15 protein-coding genes and 1 tRNA gene are annotated in these 18,679 nt (G+C 35.3%); 9 read left to right on the forward strand and 7 right to left on the reverse strand.

The features are described from left to right. Positions 1-59 precede the first annotated feature (59 nt). From ABVM53_RS06625 to ABVM53_RS06640, 4 genes are all read left to right on the forward strand, one after another. Positions 60-2,762, forward strand: coding sequence for a PD-(D/E)XK nuclease family protein (locus tag ABVM53_RS06625; RefSeq protein ID WP_405330609.1), 2,703 nt, complete (start codon positions 60-62; stop codon positions 2,760-2,762). Between the two features lie 93 nt (positions 2,763-2,855). Next, complete coding sequence (locus tag ABVM53_RS06630) at positions 2,856-4,796, forward strand: M1 family metallopeptidase (protein WP_405330611.1); 1,941 nt, start codon at positions 2,856-2,858, stop codon at positions 4,794-4,796. A gap of 118 nt (positions 4,797-4,914) precedes the next feature. Beyond that, positions 4,915-5,304 (forward strand): hypothetical protein, encoded by a 390-nt coding sequence (locus tag ABVM53_RS06635; protein WP_405330613.1) that lies wholly within the window; start codon positions 4,915-4,917, stop codon positions 5,302-5,304. 157 nt (positions 5,305-5,461) lie between these two features. Continuing rightward, positions 5,462-6,766, forward strand: a complete 1,305-nt coding sequence (locus tag ABVM53_RS06640) for a voltage-gated chloride channel family protein (protein ID WP_405330615.1) — start codon at positions 5,462-5,464, stop codon at positions 6,764-6,766. A 527-nt stretch (positions 6,767-7,293) separates the two neighbouring features. Here ABVM53_RS06640 and ABVM53_RS06645 read toward each other — a convergent pair. After that, positions 7,294-9,168, reverse strand: coding sequence for a tetratricopeptide repeat protein (locus ABVM53_RS06645; protein WP_405330617.1), 1,875 nt, complete (start codon positions 9,166-9,168; stop codon positions 7,294-7,296). Positions 9,169-9,311: 143 nt separating this feature from the next. Beyond that, positions 9,312-9,479, reverse strand: a complete 168-nt coding sequence (locus ABVM53_RS06650) for a hypothetical protein (protein WP_371455543.1) — start codon at positions 9,477-9,479, stop codon at positions 9,312-9,314. A gap of 381 nt (positions 9,480-9,860) precedes the next feature. On the opposite strand from ABVM53_RS06650, the gene ABVM53_RS06655 reads away from it, so the two are divergent. Beyond that, positions 9,861-10,634 (forward strand): hypothetical protein, encoded by a 774-nt coding sequence (locus ABVM53_RS06655; protein WP_405330619.1) that lies wholly within the window; start codon positions 9,861-9,863, stop codon positions 10,632-10,634. Positions 10,635-10,740: 106 nt separating this feature from the next. Here the strand turns inward: ABVM53_RS06655 and ABVM53_RS06660 are convergent. Next, positions 10,741-10,814: transfer RNA gene (locus ABVM53_RS06660), tRNA-Ala, on the reverse strand. Between the two features lie 190 nt (positions 10,815-11,004). Here ABVM53_RS06660 and ABVM53_RS06665 point away from each other — a divergent pair. Both ABVM53_RS06665 and ABVM53_RS06670 read left to right on the forward strand, forming a co-directional pair. Then, complete coding sequence (locus tag ABVM53_RS06665; RefSeq protein WP_405330621.1) at positions 11,005-11,508, forward strand: GNAT family N-acetyltransferase; 504 nt, start codon at positions 11,005-11,007, stop codon at positions 11,506-11,508. A gap of 42 nt (positions 11,509-11,550) precedes the next feature. Next, complete coding sequence (locus ABVM53_RS06670; protein WP_405330623.1) at positions 11,551-12,894, forward strand: MATE family efflux transporter; 1,344 nt, start codon at positions 11,551-11,553, stop codon at positions 12,892-12,894. Between the two features lie 28 nt (positions 12,895-12,922). Here the strand turns inward: ABVM53_RS06670 and ABVM53_RS06675 are convergent, their stop codons facing one another. Continuing rightward, entirely contained in the window at positions 12,923-13,570 is a 648-nt protein-coding gene (locus ABVM53_RS06675; RefSeq protein ID WP_405330625.1) for a 2OG-Fe(II) oxygenase, read from the reverse strand. A gap of 210 nt (positions 13,571-13,780) precedes the next feature. On the opposite strand from ABVM53_RS06675, the gene ABVM53_RS06680 reads away from it, so the two are divergent. Then, positions 13,781-14,236 (forward strand): 6-carboxytetrahydropterin synthase, encoded by a 456-nt coding sequence (locus ABVM53_RS06680; protein WP_128756018.1) that lies wholly within the window; start codon positions 13,781-13,783, stop codon positions 14,234-14,236. Between the two features lie 36 nt (positions 14,237-14,272). Continuing rightward, positions 14,273-15,052 (forward strand): UDP-2,3-diacylglucosamine diphosphatase, encoded by a 780-nt coding sequence (locus tag ABVM53_RS06685; protein WP_405330628.1) that lies wholly within the window; start codon positions 14,273-14,275, stop codon positions 15,050-15,052. Here the strand turns inward: ABVM53_RS06685 and ABVM53_RS06690 are convergent. From ABVM53_RS06690 to ABVM53_RS06700, 3 genes are read right to left on the reverse strand one after another with little or no spacing between them, the layout of a single operon-like run. Continuing rightward, positions 15,045-15,392 (reverse strand): hypothetical protein, encoded by a 348-nt coding sequence (locus ABVM53_RS06690; protein WP_405330630.1) that lies wholly within the window; start codon positions 15,390-15,392, stop codon positions 15,045-15,047. The two genes, ABVM53_RS06685 and ABVM53_RS06690, sit on opposite strands and share 8 nt — an antisense overlap. A gap of 57 nt (positions 15,393-15,449) precedes the next feature. Next, positions 15,450-17,144 carry a single-stranded-DNA-specific exonuclease RecJ gene (recJ, locus tag ABVM53_RS06695; RefSeq protein ID WP_405330632.1) on the reverse strand — a complete coding sequence of 565 codons (1,695 nt, stop codon included), beginning with the start codon at positions 17,142-17,144 and terminating at the stop codon, positions 15,450-15,452. After that, positions 17,144-18,652, reverse strand: a complete 1,509-nt coding sequence (locus tag ABVM53_RS06700) for a hypothetical protein (protein ID WP_405330634.1) — start codon at positions 18,650-18,652, stop codon at positions 17,144-17,146. The genes recJ and ABVM53_RS06700 overlap by 1 nt, the downstream gene beginning before the upstream one ends. Positions 18,653-18,679 lie beyond the last annotated feature (27 nt).

The raw sequence follows: 18,679 nt of genomic DNA on the forward strand, positions 1-18,679 counted from the left end.
TGATTACAATATTTTTTTAAAACGCCCCGTTTATTCGGGGCGTTTTTTATTTTTAGCATATGACTACATTCATCGACGAGATCATTGAAGATTTATTAAACTCTAACATACCGCTTTCTCAAACGGTGATTGTTTTACCCTCTAAAAGAGCTGGGAGTTTTTTTATTAAGAATATAAAAAAGAAGTTAAAAGATGAGGTATGCTTTCTGCCAAAGACATTAAGCATAGAAGAACTTGTTGAGGATGTATCAGGATTGATTCCTGCATCACAAACCCAATTACAAGTCGAATTGTATCACATATATCAACAACAATATAATCAAGGGGAGCCAGAATCATTTCTAAATTTTCTTGGATGGGGACAAACTCTGTTAGGCGATTTTAATGAGATAGACCGACACCTTATAGCTACCAAACCTTTTTTTGATTATCTAAGTGCTATAAAGGAATTAAACCATTGGTCAACAGACAAATCTTCTACGCTAGTCTCTAATTACCTTATTTTCTGGAAATCTATAGCAGACTATTATGAGAATTACAAAACACATCTAGAAAAGTTAGGTCTAGGCTATCAAGGTATGCTTTACCGAAAGGCAGTTGAAAATATAGATGACTATCTTAAAAATGATGAGCAACATTATCATTTCTGTGGATTTAATGCTTTAAACACAGCAGAACAAGAAATTATTAAAAGATTCTTAACCAGACCATCTACTAAGGTTTTCTGGGATATTGATCCGTATTTCTTAGAAGATCAACATCATGTTGCCAGTACGTTTATAAGAACATACCTTAAATCCTGGCCCCAATTAAATCCTGATAATTCAATTTTAGTAAAAGGGAAATCTCGATACAATTCAGAAAAGAACATTGTTGCTACCGGAATCTCACAGAATATTGGCCAAATTAAATATGTAGGACAATTATTAGCAGATTTCTCACAAAACGATCTAGAAAACACAGCAGTAATTCTTGGTGATGAAGCACTCCTATTACCTTTGTTAAATTCGTTACCAAATAATATTAAGGCATTAAATGTTACTATGGGTCTGCCTTTACAGCAAGTAGCCCAAGCTGCTTTCTTTGAAAACTGGTTTCAATTACAACTCAACTTTAAAGAAAATGGATTTTATTATAAAGATGTACTCGCTTTACTAGATCAACAATATGCAATAATTCTCTTAGGAGATATTCGGCTGACTATAAAAAAAGAGATAACTCAGAAAAATCTAATTTACATAGATCCTTTAAAACTAAATATTACCAGCGAGTCTACTGCACTACAACTTATATTCAGTTCTTGGAAAGATAATAGTAAGCAAGCATTAGCAGCTATTTTAAAAATCATACAGCTTTTAAAAGAAGAACTCTTTCCTCAAAAAAACTGGTTACAGTTAGAATTTCTACACGCTTTTTTAGAACTCTTTAATCAGCTTAAAAATTTAAATGACACCTATACTTATCTGGGAGACATCAAGACGCTTAAACAGTTTTATAAAGAATTACTTAGTAAAGAAACATTAGATTTTAGAGGTGATCCCTATTCAGGTTTACAAATTATGGGAGTACTTGAATCTCGAGTACTCGATTTTAAAAATATTATTATTACCTCGCTCAATGAGGGAACTTTCCCTTCAGGGAAAAGCCAAAACAGCTTTATACCGTTTGACTTAAAGATAGAATACAAATTACCTACCTATAGAGAAAAGGATGCCATATATGCCTATCATTTTTTTAGACTTTTACAGCGTTCGCTACATATAAATCTTCTTTATAACAACGAAGCGGGCGGTCTTAATAGTGGTGAGAAAAGCCGTTTTTTATTGCAGCTAGCTACAGATCCCGAGGTAAACTACTCATACAAAGAACAAACAGCAAGTGCCGGTGTGACTTTAAAGCCCAAAACGCTTAAAAAAATTGAAAAAACACCAGAGATAATTGCTAGTATTAAAAAACATGTCGAGGCAGGTTTATCTCCATCTGCTTTAACAACTTACATTAGAAATCCTATTGATTTTTATTATAAATATGTTTTAGGCATTAAAGAACTTGACGAAGTTGAGGATATCATTGCTCACAACACACTGGGGACTGTGGTTCATGAAACACTAGAGAAATTATATGAACCGAACTTGAACACGGTACTTACTCCCGCTATCCTCACCAAAATGGAGGCAGGTATTGAACAGGAAGTACGTAAACAATTTGCGATCTGGTACAATGCGATAAATATTGATACAGGTAAAAACCTGATAATTTTTAACGTTGCCAAGCAATTTGTACGCAATTTCTTAATTCTAGAGCAAAATGAGATAGGGAGTGGAAACCAGATTATAATTAAAGCTCTAGAGGCAAAATATAGTGTCACAATAAGAGAAGGAGTGACATTAAGAGGAACAGTAGATCGAATAGATACTGTAAATAATGTTTTAAGAGTTTTAGATTATAAAACCGGAAGAGTCGAAAAAGGACATCTTGTTCTAAAGGAATGGGATGATCTTATTTCAGATTATAACAAACAATCTAAGGCATTTCAAGTTTTGTGTTATGCACTAATGCTTTATAAATCTGAAGGGCTTCCTCAAAGTACTGAAGCCGGTATTATATCTTTTAAAAATTTAAAAGAAGGTTTCTTAAAACTGAATAAAGATAGAAGCTCTTTAATTACTCAGGATCTTATTGAAACCTTCCAAGAATATCTCTTGCAGCTAGTTGATGAGATTTTAGACATCGACATCCCCTTTACAGAAAAGGAAGTATAGAATATCTATTAATTAAAGATTGGCTATCAACACTACAGATACTATTTGATAAAATAGAATTACATTTAAAACTCAATCAAACTTTTTTAGTAAATGAATAATTTCAGCAAAAAACTTGCTTTTGCAACACTAACTCTGACTACACTTAATTTAGTTAATGCTCAGGAAACTAAAGTTTATAATCAACCTCTTTTCAGCGAATTTCTTGAACATAGTGGTAATGAGTTTCGTTCTGCCACTGGTGAGCCCGGTGAGAATTATTGGCAAAATGAAACCGATTATGTTATCGAAGCTACGCTTAATGAGCAAGCACAAACTATCACGGGTAAAGTCACGCTGCATTACACAAATAATAGTCCGTTAGCATTAGATTACATCTGGATGCATCTGGAGCAAAACCGTTTTACGGAAAACTCTAGAGGAACACTCACAACCCCTATCGCTGGTAATCGCTATAATGGAGATGTAGATGGCGGTTATACGCTCTCAAATTTAAACGCCAAAGTAAAACGCAGCAATTCCTCAAAACACATAATTACAGATACGCGTATGCAAGTATTTTTTGCAGAACCTCTAGCTGCAAAAGGTGGGGAAGCTACGATCTCTATGAATTTTAAATATAAAATTCCTCAGGATGGTATGGATCGTATGGGACGTGTAGACACAAAAAACGGAACCATCTTTGCCTTAGCACAATGGTTTCCCAGAGCGGCGGTATTAGATGATATCGAAGGCTGGAATATAGAACCTTATCTTGGCGCAGGCGAATTTTACCTAGATTATGGAGATTATGATTTTAAAATTACTGCTCCATTCGACCATATCGTTGTAGCTTCAGGTGAATTACAAAACCCTAAAGATGTGATGTCTTCTAAAATGCGCGACCGTATGGATCAAGCAAAGAATAGCGATGAGACGGTATACATTATAAAGCCAGAAGAACTTAATGATATGTCATTAAGAGCTAAACAAAACGGTACACTCACTTGGCATTTTAAGATGAAAAACACCCGTGATGTAGCATTTGCATCTTCTAAAGCATTTATTTGGGATGCAGCAAAGATCAATTTACCCAATGGAAATAAAGCTGTTGCCCAGTCTGTTTATCCTATTGAAAGTTCTGGTGAAGAAGCGTGGTCACGATCTACAGAGTATACTAAAAACTCTATAGAGAATTATTCTAATAAATGGTTTGAATATCCGTATCCAACAGCTGTAAACGTTGCTGCAGAAATAGGCGGTATGGAATATCCCGGATTGAGTTTTTGCAGTTGGAAATCTAAAGGAGCTGGATTATGGGGTGTTACAGATCACGAATTTGGTCACAACTGGTTTCCCATGATTGTAGGATCTAATGAAAGACGTTATGCCTGGATGGATGAAGGTTTTAATACTTTTATTAACCACTATAGCACACTAGAATTTAATAATGGAGAGTATCCTGCAAATCTTAGCAAAGTACGCAATACCGTAGGCTGGTTTAATAGTCCTAATCGGGAAGGTATAGACACCTATCCAGATGCGACAAATCTAAGAAACCTTGGGATGACAGCGTATTACAAACCTGCACAGGGATTATTTATGCTTCGTGAATACATCTTAGGACCAGAGCGCTTTGACAATGCATTTAAATCGTATATCAAAACTTGGGCTTACAAACATCCACAACCCAGAGACTTTTTTAACCATATAGAAAATGTCGCTGGTGAAAATCTAGCCTGGTTTTGGAAAAGCTGGTTCTATGGTACGGGTAATATTGATTTAGCTATTGACACAGTTAGTGAGAAAGAGGGTAATTATATCATAACTATTGTAAATAAAGGTGAAGTCCCTATGCCTGTAAAGATGGAGGTGACTTTTGATGATAACACTACCGAGTTGATAACGCTTCCTGTAGAAATCTGGCAGCGCGGTAATTCATGGAATTATATGCTGAATAGCACAAAAAAGTTAAGTAAAGTTGAGCTTGATCCAGAGAAAATAATTACTGATGTAAATTTTGAAAATGATATTTGGGAACCGACTCAGGAATAATTTTTAATTTTTTAAAACATCAATTATAAAACCCCAGATCGAGTTCTGGGGTTTTGTAGTTTATAGCATTTTGTAACAATTAGTATATTATAACTACCTATACCTAAAACAGATAATTATGGAACTGCAGTCAAACAATCTCAACACTTTCAGAATTTTATATATAATTAAGGGTGTACTTACATTACTGGGATCCTTGATTCTATTAGGTTATTTGATTTTTATCTACAGTTATACCAGCGAAACAAATAGCATTCCTTCTGCAGATATAGGTGTCCAAAGTATACTGGCAATTGTTCTTGGAATAGGTTTTTTGATTTGTTTGATTGTAGGTATACTTTCGTTATTGGCAGCTAAATATATTGGCCAAGCTCGTAACTATACTTTTGTACTTGTAGTAGCCATATTATCTTGCCTTTCTGGTATTCTAGGCATCCTGCTTGGTGTATTCACAATAATAGAGATCAATAAACCTCACGTCAAAATACTCTTTGATCAAAAGAAATAAAAATTTATAGTCCAGAGGATAACCTTAGTATTACTATAGAGTTTAGTTATTCTAGTATATTTGCGCCTAAACAAAACGGCATAAGCTCTTTTCATTTCATCAAAAGCTGTCGTTATTTCGAATTGCTAGAAAAAGTAATTCGATATGGTATAATTTTATGGATAACAACAAGCTAAAGCTCTATCTATCTAAAATAGAACAAATTCCAGCACTGCTTTACCTCTTCAAATGGCTCATTATTTGTACATTTTTAGGAGCAATCGCAGGTAGTGTTTCTGCCTTTTTTCTCGTTAGTCTTGATTGGGTGACTGCTTATAGAGAGTCTCACTTTTGGATTATAGCATTGCTACCCGTGGCAGGATTTATTGTTGGTTTATCCTATCACTTATACGGTAATAGTGTAGTAAAAGGAAATAACTTACTTCTTGAAGAATTTCATACGCCAAAAAAAATTATTCCCTTTAGAATGGCTCCTTTAGTTCTCTTCGGAACTCTAGCTACTCACCTATTTGGCGGATCTGCCGGGCGGGAAGGAACCGCAGTTCAAATTGGAGGAGCCATAGCAGACCAATTTACTAAGATTCTAAAACTCTCAAATCGAGATCGTAAAATTTTACTTATAGCAGGTATAAGCGCAGGTTTTGCTTCTGTTTTTGGAACACCACTCGCAGGAGGAATTTTTGCTTTAGAAGTTCTGATTCTTGGCAGAATTCGTCTCGACGCAATTGTCCCCAGTTTTTTAGCGGCAATTCTTGCAGATTATTTTTGTAAGATTTGGAATGTTACACACACTCATTATCATATAGATTCTATCGTAGAAATGAATCCCCAAAACTTACTTTGGGCACTGTTAGCAGGAGTAATTTTTGGTTTGGTGAGTATGTTGTTTTCAAAATCTACACACTTCTGGAGTGATTTATTTAAAAAACACCTCAAATATCCTCCCCTTCGACCCGTTATTGGCGGAGTCGTAATTGCAATCGCAGTATATGCAATTGGTACAACAAAATATATAGGTTTAGGTGTACCTACAATTGTAGATTCGTTTAATATATCAATGAACTCCTACGATTTTTTAATAAAACTATTATTTACCTCATTCACGCTGGGTGCCGGTTTTAAAGGAGGCGAGGTGACTCCTTTATTTTATATAGGAGCAACTCTGGGGAATGCACTAATTTGGTTTGTGCCTTTACCTATGGATTTATTAGCAGGTATGGGATTTGTAGCTGTTTTTGCAGGCGCTACAAATACACCTATCGCTTGTACAATTATGGGAATTGAACTTTTTGGTATAGAGTCTGGAGTTTTTATTGCATTAGCGTGTAGTACCGCTTATTTATTCTCTGGCCACTCTGGTGTTTATGCTGCTCAAATAATTGGTAGTCCAAAATCTGAAAAGTTTGATGATGAAAAAGGAATCCATTTGTCTGATATCAAAGACAAACGCAAACAAAAATAACAGAACTTGTTACGCTGAAAATTAATTTTTAGGATGTGTGTAGTTACCAGACTGTGAAATCGACACGAAAACTTAATAAATCTAGAGGAAGGAAATTTAAATAAAAGACGAGAACTTAAATGTATCGCCTTTCTGTGCAGAGTTATGCGGATCCATTTTCTTTTCCAGTTATGACACTATCTCAAAAGGATTTTCTTCTATCGAATTCACAATGACTTTTAAAACCAGCCTACAGCTTTCTGGCTTTATCTATCTATGCTATCCCGGAAAGTAGCTTTCGTAGAATGTGATTTTTTTAAAGAAAAATCAGTAATAAATAGATTGAATACCATTTTGGCCAAAGAAAATTGAACGTTTGCACCGTATGGGAATAATGCAATTAAAAGGTCTGATTGCAACAAAATCTCATTATGAAATCTTCTTAAAATTTGGAGAGCGCGTTAATTGAAATGAGAGATGAAACAATGTTTTTTTTACCTTGTAAATCTTCTCCTATAGTACTTTATTAAACATATTGAAAAACTTTTTTATTTAGGAATCATAATCATAGCCTTAAAACCATTGCCTTGTTTAGATTCAAAACTAATGCTTCCTCCTATGGCTTCAATACGCTTTTCAGTAATGAAAAGCCCATTTTTCTCAATTCCTGTAGAAGTATCAACCCCTATACCATTGTCTGAGTATCGAATTTCAAGTTTTTTTGCCTGTTGCTTGAGGTTTAAGATAACAAGTTTAGCTTTGCTGTGTTTACTCATATTGATAAACAACTCCCGTAAGACTTTATAAAGAGTTATTTTGGTCACATTGCTCAGGGATTGCCAGGGTATATCTTTACCACCCACAATAAGCAGCTGTGTTTCTTCTGGTTTTTGAGAATTCAGCATAGCATAAAGGACCTCCTTAAAATTTGCACCGGTATCGACGGCATTGATTTCGCGCGAAAAATCCCGACTTTGTTGATAGAGCTCATCAAGCTCGTCGAGTATTTTTTCAGGATCAGCTTTACTCTGCACCAATAGCATCAAGTGATGTAAACCTGCCCCAAAATCATCGTGTAAACGTTGTGATAGAGCCGCTTCTGTAGCGTAAGAAGCCTCAACACGATCTGCTCGGTTTTGGGCTTTTAAGCGTTTAACGCGTTGTCTATTTGAATAATAACCAATTGCCAACACAGAGGCTAAGAAAACTGTTCCTCCAAGAAACCAATATCTCATATTGCGTTCTTGAATAGCTTCTAGCTCGGCTTCCGCATTTTCTTTTTCTAGCCTTAGTATCGATTCCTGTTTTATTTGATCATCATATTTGTATTTGGCAAACTGAGTTTTTACTTTAAGCTCTTGCTTGTAGAGACTGTCTTGTAAAAAGATGTAGCGGTTGTGTATTTCTACACGATCTGGAAACAACTGCATCAGGTGTTTCATGGCATCTTTTTCTGCCCTGGGAACTCTAATCGTTTTTGAAAGTTGAATTACGGAGTCAAAATAACGGGCAGCCCGTTGCGGTTCTATCTTGCTGTAAAACTCGCCTAGATGTGTATAGCTAGAAAGCAAGCCACGCTTATCACCTGCTTGTTTACGCAAGTATAATGGCTTTAAAAAAGAATCTTTTTTAATTGGTTTGTTAGATAACCAGTTTGCGTATGCCAAATTATCTAAGACACGAGCGTGTTGAGAACTTTCTATTTTTAATGAGGAACTCTCTAATATTTCATTTAAGAGTTTGGCTGCTCTAAAAAATTCTCCATTATCTATATAAGTTACTGCTAAGTTATTTTTAATGCTTAACCCATTCTCTTCACTTTCAGTCAAAGCTATAGCTTTTAAAAAGTATGTTTCAGCATCTTTATAATTAAAGAGTTTACGATGGTTTGTTCCTAAAGTACTGAATGCAGAAGCTGTTTCATTTTTACTCTTTTCTCCAAAATATTGCAAAGCTTCAGTTAAGGTTTCTTTACTTCCAAAAAAATCACTTTGAGCTTGCTGAATATTAGCCATATTCAACAAATTTTTTCCAATCCAACTACTATCTTTCTCTCGTTGATAATAAGTCTTAGAGCGATTGTAACGTACAAAAGCACTATCGGGTATTTCTGCTATTATTTCGTAGTAATATCCCATTAAGTAGTTTTGCTTGGCTAATACTAACTCATTTTGAAACTGCTTAGGTATTCGGCTCAAAACTTTATCATACTTGATAAGACTATCATATTGTCCTAACGAAAGATGCAACCAGTTTTTTTGATATAAAATTTTCAGTAATAAAGTATCAGATGGAATAGTACTGATTAATTTAAACGCCTTTTCTGTTAATTCGTATTGTGCGTTTAAAGCTAAATCCTCATTTTTCGATTCTTCAAAATATTTAAGTGTACTGTCTATACGAGTGGTTGGTGTACTTTGCAAACTTCTCTGCTTTCCTGTGCAAGAGATCAGTAGAATATAAGTGAGTAAGAGTAGCGTTTTCTTCAAAAAAGTTTTTAGCTAAACTACTACAAAAAGAGCTATACCTTATGGTACAGCTCCTATTTATTAAGACTCAAACTCATTTAATCTCCCATACCTTCAGGAGGCGGAGGTGGAGGTGTTATTTGTTCATCATCTCCCTCAGTGGCCTGAGTTCCATTAATTAAACTTTCTTCATAAGCGTCTGCACTGCAAGAGGTAACCACCCCGTTTAAGGCCACAATAAATATGGCTATTATAATTTTTTTCATCTTTTTAAAATTTGGAATTAAACAAAGAGGTGGCCGTCTGGGATTTCACCAGCTTTTTGCTTTACAGCCACCATTGAGTTTTGGAGTACTCCTGTTGTTTTTTTTGGAAAGTGGAAATCTTACGCAGCAGCCTTAAGCTACTTTCCAAATTGGCTTGAGCCACTGCATTATAGATTTCCGTAAGAATGCTTGTTCTAGAAAAGCTATGTTAGCAACACATAGCAGCAAGTATTCTCTGGGACAAAGTAAAGGGAAGATGAAAGAGTAGTTGCAGACAGACAATAGACAGTTTTTAGACAGCAAATGGACACCCCGTAAAAACAAGGGTTCACATTGGGTTTGTCTAAAAGTTGTCTACATATTATTTGTATTTTTGATAAGATGGATGAACGATTAACTAAAAAAATTGTTGAAGAAGTATTCGAAAAAGCCAAAACAAAATCGGCTTCACATAGCAAACATGCTTTATCCAAACAGATTGAATTAGAATCCAGGTTGAGTTATAAAACTCTTGAACGAACCCATAATAAATTCATAACCAAAACCCGAGATCTAGATTATGCTCCAAATTCAGATAGTATTGATGAATTCTGTATTTATTTGGGATATCAAGATTATGCTGATTATGTCTCAAAAAAATCAGTTAAAACCACACGTCCTCAAGATTCTACATTAGATATATCAAAGCCTACTGAAACAGCAAAACCGGCATCTAAAAAGAAATTGCAATTTTTGGTCATTGCTGCCCTAGTTATAATTTGTATGGCTATCGCTGCACATATGAATTACAACAGTATAGATTTAAACAATACAAAATCTGGAGCCTGTATGACATGGAATGGGGCTAGCTATGAAGAAATTTCCTGTTCCGAAAAACCCTATTCTAAGTTCGGTACACCGATAGAACCTTATGAAGACACACGACTAAAAAACTTTAAGCGTGTTAAAGTGAATATGGCTACTCCTTTTTTTGCTGAAGAAACTGACAAACCCCTTATCTGGTATTATAAAACTAACGAAGGAACGATTGAATACTATACTGCCCCAGGAGTGCATCCGATAAATGGGAAAACTCTAAAAGCCGTGACGAAATATATTATACAGAAGTATGTCCCACTACATCAAAATTGGGAGTCATCTTTTCTAATAGAATAAGCTTGATTTTTTTAATGAACAATCCGTCAAATGTGTCAAAAACTTTAAATTTTCAAATTGCGTGCAAATAAAAAGGGTTTCCAGATAAAAGCTCTGAAAACCCTTGTGGAGAAGATGGGATTCGAACCCACGACCTCTTGACTGCCAGTCAAGCACTCTAGCCAACTGAGCTACATCCCCATTTTTGAGATCGTAAATATAAATAAAATGTCTTTATAAAAATTTTTTATCAAATCACACCTAGCAGTCTATTAAACAAGTAATTGCAATTCAAGTAGTCCATAAAACCTCATAAAGATGACATCGTAAGACCGTATTCCATTTGGAGGGAAGCTTAACAACGATTACTTTCAATGAACATTATGACAATATGATTCGCAAAGCAGAAACTCAGGAAATCGATGCTATACTCAATCTCACAAGAGCTTGTGCAGAAGCAATGATACAGAAAAATATATTTCAGTGGAATGATACATATCCTTCACGCGCGGCTTTTGAAGACGATATAAAACGTAACGAACTCTTTGTATTTGCTCAAGGTGAAAAAATAATAGGTACAATTGTGATTTCTAATTTAAAAGATGACATCTACGAGCAGGTTGAGTGGCTTACTCCCGGAGATGCTAAAAGTATCTACATTCACAGGCTGGCCGTACAACCCGATTTTCAGGGTAAAGGCATCGCGCAGCAGCTTATGCTTTATGCGGAAAGTTTTGCTGAAAAAAATAATTATGTTTCAGTACGACTAGACACCTTTAGTAAAAATCTACGAAATAATGATTTTTATACTAAACGTGGCTATCATAAACTTGGAGACATCTTTTTTCCAAAACAAAGTGAATTCCCTTTTCATTGCTACGAACTCGTTTTATAAGAATTGCATTTAGAAATGTATTTTCGCTGTAAGCAGCAATAAATGTCAAAATCTAATACGCTTTCTTTTAAAAATGTCAATCGCTTAGCAATCCCAGCATTATTAGCTGGTATTGCAGAGCCTATATTATCTGCAACAGATGCAGCAGTCGTAGGGAATATTCCTGTTAATGCAACTGAAGTACTTGCCGCAGTAGGTATTGTAGGTTCTTTTCTATCTGCTTTAATATGGGTGCTAGGTCAAACCCGAAGTGCACTGCAGGCGATAATTGCTCAATATTATGGTGCTGATAAAATTTCAGAAATAAGTACACTTCCTGCCCAGGCAATCTACTTTAATATATTACTTAGTGTTTTACTTTTAGCGACTACGCTACCCTTTATAGAGCAGATATTCTCCTTATATAATGCCAGCGGACTCATTCTCGACTATTGTGTGCAATACTATTCCATCAGAGTGTGGGGGTTTCCACTTACCTTATTCACGTTTGCCATTTTTGGTATTTTTAGAGGGTTGCAAAATACATTCTGGCCTATGGTTGTTGCTCTTATAGGGGCAGCATTAAATATTGTTCTGGATTTTGCATTGGTTTATGGGATTGAAGGATATATACCCGCTTTACAATTAGAAGGAGCTGCATACGCAAGTTTAATTGCGCAGGCAATTATGGCTGTTTTATCACTTATTCTTGTACTTACAAAGACTAATGTAAGTCTAAAATTAAAATTTCCTATTCATCCAGAGTTATGGCGATTGGTAGGCATGGCGCTCAATCTTTTTGTACGCACTATAGCCCTTAATGTGGCGCTATATCTTGCAAATTCATTTGCCACAGACTATGGCGCATCATATATAGCTGCCCAAACAATTCTTATTAATATCTGGCTTTTTTCAGCATTTTTTATAGACGGTTATGCAGCTGCAGGTAATATTCTAGCCGGCCGTTTTCTAGGAGCAAAAGATTATAATAGCCTGTGGGAATTAAGCAAGAAACTCACAAAGTATGGCTTGATAATTTCTGGTGGCTTAATGCTGGTTTCTGTATTACTTTATGAACCACTCGGACTCTTATTTAGTAAAGAACCAGAGGTTATAACCCGGTTCACAGCATTATTTTTTATCATCATATTAATGCAGCCAATAAATGCCGTAGCCTTTATTTTTGATGGAATATTTAAAGGAATGGGTGAAATGAAATATCTACGCAACGTGCTAATGGCTGCTACCTTTTTTGGTTTTGTTCCGGCCATTTTTATAGGTGATTATTTTGGGCTCAAATTATACGCTGTTTGGATTGCCTTTACCATCTGGATGCTCATTAGAAGTGGCGCATTAATCTTGAAATTCAGACAGCGATTTAAACCAAAAGTATCTTCCGATATTTAGACGACCCCTATAAAGATTTACGGTTCTGCTAGCGTGTCTTTAACCAGCCGGTAATACTTAAACGCTCGGAAGCTAAGACTGGTTTTACTTCATGTTCTAAGACTTGGCTTTCAAAAATAACCATACGACCTGGTTTCGGAATAATATCTAAGGCTGTCTCTCCATTTTCAGAAGGTAAATAAAGTGTGAGTTCTCCCCCATTCGTCGCTACCCAAGAATCATCATTTAAATAACACACCATCGATAATTTACGACGATCATCATTTTGAAAAGTATCTAAATGTCTCTTGTAAAATGTACCGGTGGGATATACAGCATAATGAAACTCTTTTTGTAAAATTCCTAAAAAACAAGTGCGGTTTAAGTAATCTACCAGATTATTAATTTTATTAAAAAATCGTCGTTCTACAGCTCTTCCTTCTGCTTCATTTATCCATAAAATAAAATCACCGCGTATGGTTTTATCTACCTCTTCATTAAACTTATCCCCTATTGCGGCCTTCTTAAAGCAATCTGCTTCGTAAATATCCTTCAACGAATCCCGAAGTTCTTCAATTTCTGAAGCATCAAAAAAATCATCAATAATACTATAACTGTTCTCCAAGATCTCTGTTATAAGATTCTCATAAACAGTATTTTCTGTAAATTGCAATTGTTCAAAAAGCTGTGTTTCCATGGCGGCAAATAACGTATAAAATATATTAAAATAAACGTGTTTTTTTCTTCCTATTAAAATTTAGGCTTCGGTCAATTACTTTAGTATTTTTACCGCTTTAATACTATAATAAATGGAAGTTTTAGAGTTCTTAAGCGGAACAGGTATTTATGTGATTTTTGCAATTGCACTTATCGTCGTTGTATTAGTAAGAAAGTTTAAAAAGTAAGGATGAGTAACATACGTATCACAAAACAGTTTTCGTTTGAAACCGGTCATGCACTGTATGGTTATGATGGTAAATGCAGAAACGTTCACGGTCATAGCTATAAATTATCGGTTACAGTTATAGGAACTCCCATTTCTCAAAGCGACAATGTAAAGTTTGGGATGGTTATCGATTTTGGTGATTTAAAGAAAATTGTCAAAGCTGAGATTGTTGATGTTTTTGACCACGCAACTGTTTTTAATAAGAATACACCACACGTAGAACTTGCAAAAGAACTTTCAGACCGCGGGCATAATGTACTTTTGGTAGACTATCAGCCTACTAGCGAAATGATGGTCATTGATTTTGCCGAAAAAATTAAAAAACACTTACCCAGTAACATTACCCTCTTTTCTTTAAAGCTTCAGGAAACAGACAGTAGTTTTGCAGAGTGGTATGCCTCAGACAATAAAGAATAACTAACTATAGCGCCGTTATTAGCCTAAATTTAAGGTATGAAGCAACCTGTTTTGCAAACTATAATACCCGAAGGAAAAAAAGTTTACTTCTCTAGTGATAATCATCTGGGTGCTCCCACAGCAGAAGCCAGCAAACCTCGCGAACTAAAATTTGTAGCGTGGTTAAATGAAATCGAGAAGGATGCGGCAGCTATTTTTTTACTGGGAGATCTTTTTGACTTTTGGTTTGAATATAAAACAGTGGTTCCTAAAGGTTTTGTAAGAGCTTTAGGAAAACTAGCCGATCTTAGAGATAAAGGTATCCCTATATATTTTTTTGTAGGAAATCACGATCTGTGGATGCAAGATTACTTTAAAACCGAATTAGATATTCCCGTTTATCACAATCCTCAGGTATTTGAGTTTAATCAAAAGCGTTTCTTTATAGGTCACGGCGATGGTTTAGGGCCTGGTGACAAAGGGTACAAACGGATGAAAAAAGTATTTAAATCAGGTGTTTTTCAATGGCTTTTTAGATGGGTTCACCCAGATATTGGCGTGCGTATAGCTCAATATTTATCTGTAAAAAATAAATTGATTAGTGGAGATGATGATCATATTTTCTTAGGTGAGGATAAAGAGTGGTTAGCTGCTTATGCTAAGCGCAAATTAGAAACTGCACACTACGATTATTTCATATTTGGTCACAGGCATTTACCAATGCATATTAAGGTAGGCGAGAATTCATCATACCACAATCTTGGCGATTGGATAATTCATTATACCTATGGTGTTTTTGATGGCACCAGCTTTACATTAAAAGAGTATTCTAATTAAGAGCTGTTTGCATATAAGACTGCGCTTCCATTCTAAGGATAGTTTGATCTAAAAGGTCCTGCATATCATCCAGTTCTTGCTTACTTACTGCAAGATCTATACAATCTGAAGGTGTTTTTAAAAGCAAAGACCTGCAGTCTTTAGGATTAGGACAATCGTTACACGTATATTGGGTTTTTGCTACTTGAGTTTGAAACGCAAAAGTTTTAAGTTGGTCTACAGTAAAGTAAAAACCCGTATCTCTAAAAACTACTTGAGCTTTAAGCATGTCATCGTTAGCAGATTTCCAATAAAAGGATATTCCTGAGTGATTGCGATAAATGATATTGATGTTTTTCATAAACCTGATTTTACACAAATATAAAACCTTGTTTAGAATTAATCTAAATAGAATTGATTATTCTTGAATATCTTTTAATTTTAATTGAATACTTACATTCCCGTTCCATTCATTTAGATCTAATGAATATGCAGCACTAAATGTTTTTTTGTTTGTTATTAAGCTACATTTATCTCCCAGATTGAAACCTATAGCCCCTATTTGAACAGCGCTTTTCTTTTGGGTAACCGTGCATTTTAAATGGTCTTCACTAGCCCCTACACATTTACCATAACCCGTGTCGATAAGATTTTTTGTCATAAATACCGGTGCCATATTACCAGGACCAAAAGGCGCAAATTGCCTTAATATTCTATAAAACTTAGGGGTGATTTCATCTAATTCTAATGTCGAATCAATTAAGATTTCTGGGATTAATAATCGGTCATCAATACTGGAAGAAACTACTTCTTCAAACTTATTTTTAAAGCCCTCATACTGCGTTTCGTTCAAGGTAAGCCCTGCTGCATATTTATGTCCACCAAATTGCTCTATATGATCACGACATGCTTCCAGAGCTTCATAAACATCAAATCCTTTAACAGATCGTGCACTTGCTGCAAGTTTCTCCCCGCTTCTGGTAAACACTAATGTAGGTCGATAATAGGTTTCAATTAACCTTGATGCGACGATTCCTATTACCCCTTTATGCCAGTTTTCTTGATATACTACTGAGGTTTTACGCTCTTCTTCCTTATTAAATTTAATTTGTTCTAATGCTTCAACAGTTATTAGTTTATCGAGATCTTTTCGCTCTGCATTAAAACTTTCTATACTTGCAGCCATTTCCTGCGCCAATACCTCATCTTGCTCTGTTAATAATTCCACAGCGTGTAATCCATGCTTTATTCGACCTGCCGCATTTATACGGGGTGCTATAATAAAAACGACATCTGTAATTGTCAAGACATCCTTTTTTATATTTTGAATAAGCGCTCTAATACCCGTGCGCGGTAGCGTATTAATAACTTCGAGCCCGTAGAATGCAAGTACCCGATTCTCTCCGGTAATAGGTACTATATCTGCTCCTATAGCCGTAGCCACAAGATCGAGATAGGGTATTAGCGTTTTTACAGGTAGCCCTTTTACTTGTTCTAAAGCTTGTATGAGTTTAAATCCTACTCCGCATCCGCATAATTCATCATAAGGGTAATTGCAGTCTGGTCTTTTTGGATCTAAAACTGCAACAGCATCGGGAAGCTCTGATCCCGGTCTGTGATGATCACAAACAATAAAATCAATTCCTAATTTTTTTGCATATGCTATTTTATCAATCGCTTTTATACCACAATCCAAAGCAATTATTAAGGTTATATCATTATCATGAGCATAATCTATACTCTTATAAGAAACACCATAACCTTCTGCATAACGATCGGGAATGTAGGTAGCCACCTGAGAATAATGACTTAGCAAATAACTACTCATTAAAGCCACGCTAGTAGTACCATCAACATCATAATCTCCATACACCAGGATGTTCTCTTCACGTTCGAATGCTGTATTAATTCGTGATACAGCTTTATCCATATCTTTCATAAGAAATGGATTGTGGAGATCTTCTAATGAGGGTCTAAAAAATTGTCTAGCCTTATCGTATGTATCAATACCTCGCTGTACAAGTAATGTTGCGATTTTAGTAGGAATATTAAGCTGTTCTGCTAATGCAGTTGTTGTGATCGTATTGGGTGTGGGTTTTAAAGTCCAGCGCATTAATCTAAATTTATTTTAAGCATCCAAGCCTTTTTAAGGTCTTTATTAGTTCTGAAAGTGGTAAGTCGTTTATATAAAACATCGGGGTCTGTATCAAAATCCAGATATATGTAATGATAATTATTTGATGATCTTATAAACTGACGAGGAGAATAACCTTGTTCTCTCATCTTTTGAGCCCATTTGTCTGCATTTACACTTCTTGCAAAAACATGATTTATAACATAATACCCACTTTCTAAATCAGGTATTGCAATCGATTCTGCATTTATCATGTCTTTCAAATCATCACTTCTTTCCTTCAGAATAGTATTCTCTATTTTAATTTCTTCGGAAGGATTACTTTCTATTTTCTTCTGCTCCTCATTAATGGTATCGGGCTTACCTTCTATTATGACATTTTGATAAAATGAAGTGCTTATTTCCGTCTGAAAAGCACTAAAAAACACAAATAGCCGGTCTTCTTCAGTTTTAAATTGAAGCTTTACACTTGTCGCATCATTGCGAATCACATCATTATTAGGGTTAGAAATCTTAATATGTGCCAGGTCAAATCCTAGAGTATTTTCACTATTAGGTACCCTGTCTAAGTACTTCTTATCCCCTCTTGTAATGCTACTGTTGAAAAAATTTGTCGCCAAACGCACCTTACTTTTAAGAGGAATATACTGCTGCTGCTTAGCACTATAAATAGAAGCAATATCTTTTGAAAGAGCCAAATCTCCTTCTAAGCCGGCTAGCGTTAATGATGTTTTGACAGCTCCGTTTGATAAAGCTCTAAAGTTTTTAAATTCTAATTCTTCAGTTTTTTCTGTACCTATATATCTAAAACCGCTATAGCTTGTTAAGTATTGTAAGGGTGCTTTCTCATCTTCATAAATGACATAGAGCATCCACCCGGCAGAACTACCTCCATACATCTCTCCTTCTAAGGCAGTCACGTTAGCTAAAGTATAAGATCCTGAAACGGTACTGCTTTCTGCAAGTAGTTTTGTTACATCACTATAACATACATAAGGAGCTGCGTTTTTTAAATCTATGTTAGCATCAATCATACCGTCATAAACTAACTCACCTTGTATTTGTGTATATTCTTTTGAACCGGGAATTTTTAATTGTACAAGATCAAAGACTCGATCTCTCTTTTTCTTTAGGTCATAAAAAATACGACCCCCTCTGCTTTTTTGTTTACCCACTGCTCCGGGATAAGTTGCAGCCCAGTATAAACCTGCATATTTTATTTTACTCTTTGCCGGAATACTCAGATTTGCACTGCTTGAACTAAAAGTATCTGGATCATTATCAATATCCACATATACCATTTCGGTTTGATCGTTTATTCCTCGAGGTCGATTATATGGAATTTTTGGATCACTGCTTAGAATATTGTTGCCTATAACTTGGCTGTCTCCATGTAGATAAAATTCATTAACCCGTTGAAATGAAACTCCCTGACTAAAACCTAAAGTAGTTAAAAATAAACATATAGGTACAAGAATTTGATTCATAAAAAACTGTTATACAAAAGGTTATAC

The organism is Leeuwenhoekiella sp. LLG6367-2.1, assembly GCF_045055775.1.
Lineage (GTDB): Bacteria > Bacteroidota > Bacteroidia > Flavobacteriales > Flavobacteriaceae > Leeuwenhoekiella > Leeuwenhoekiella aequorea.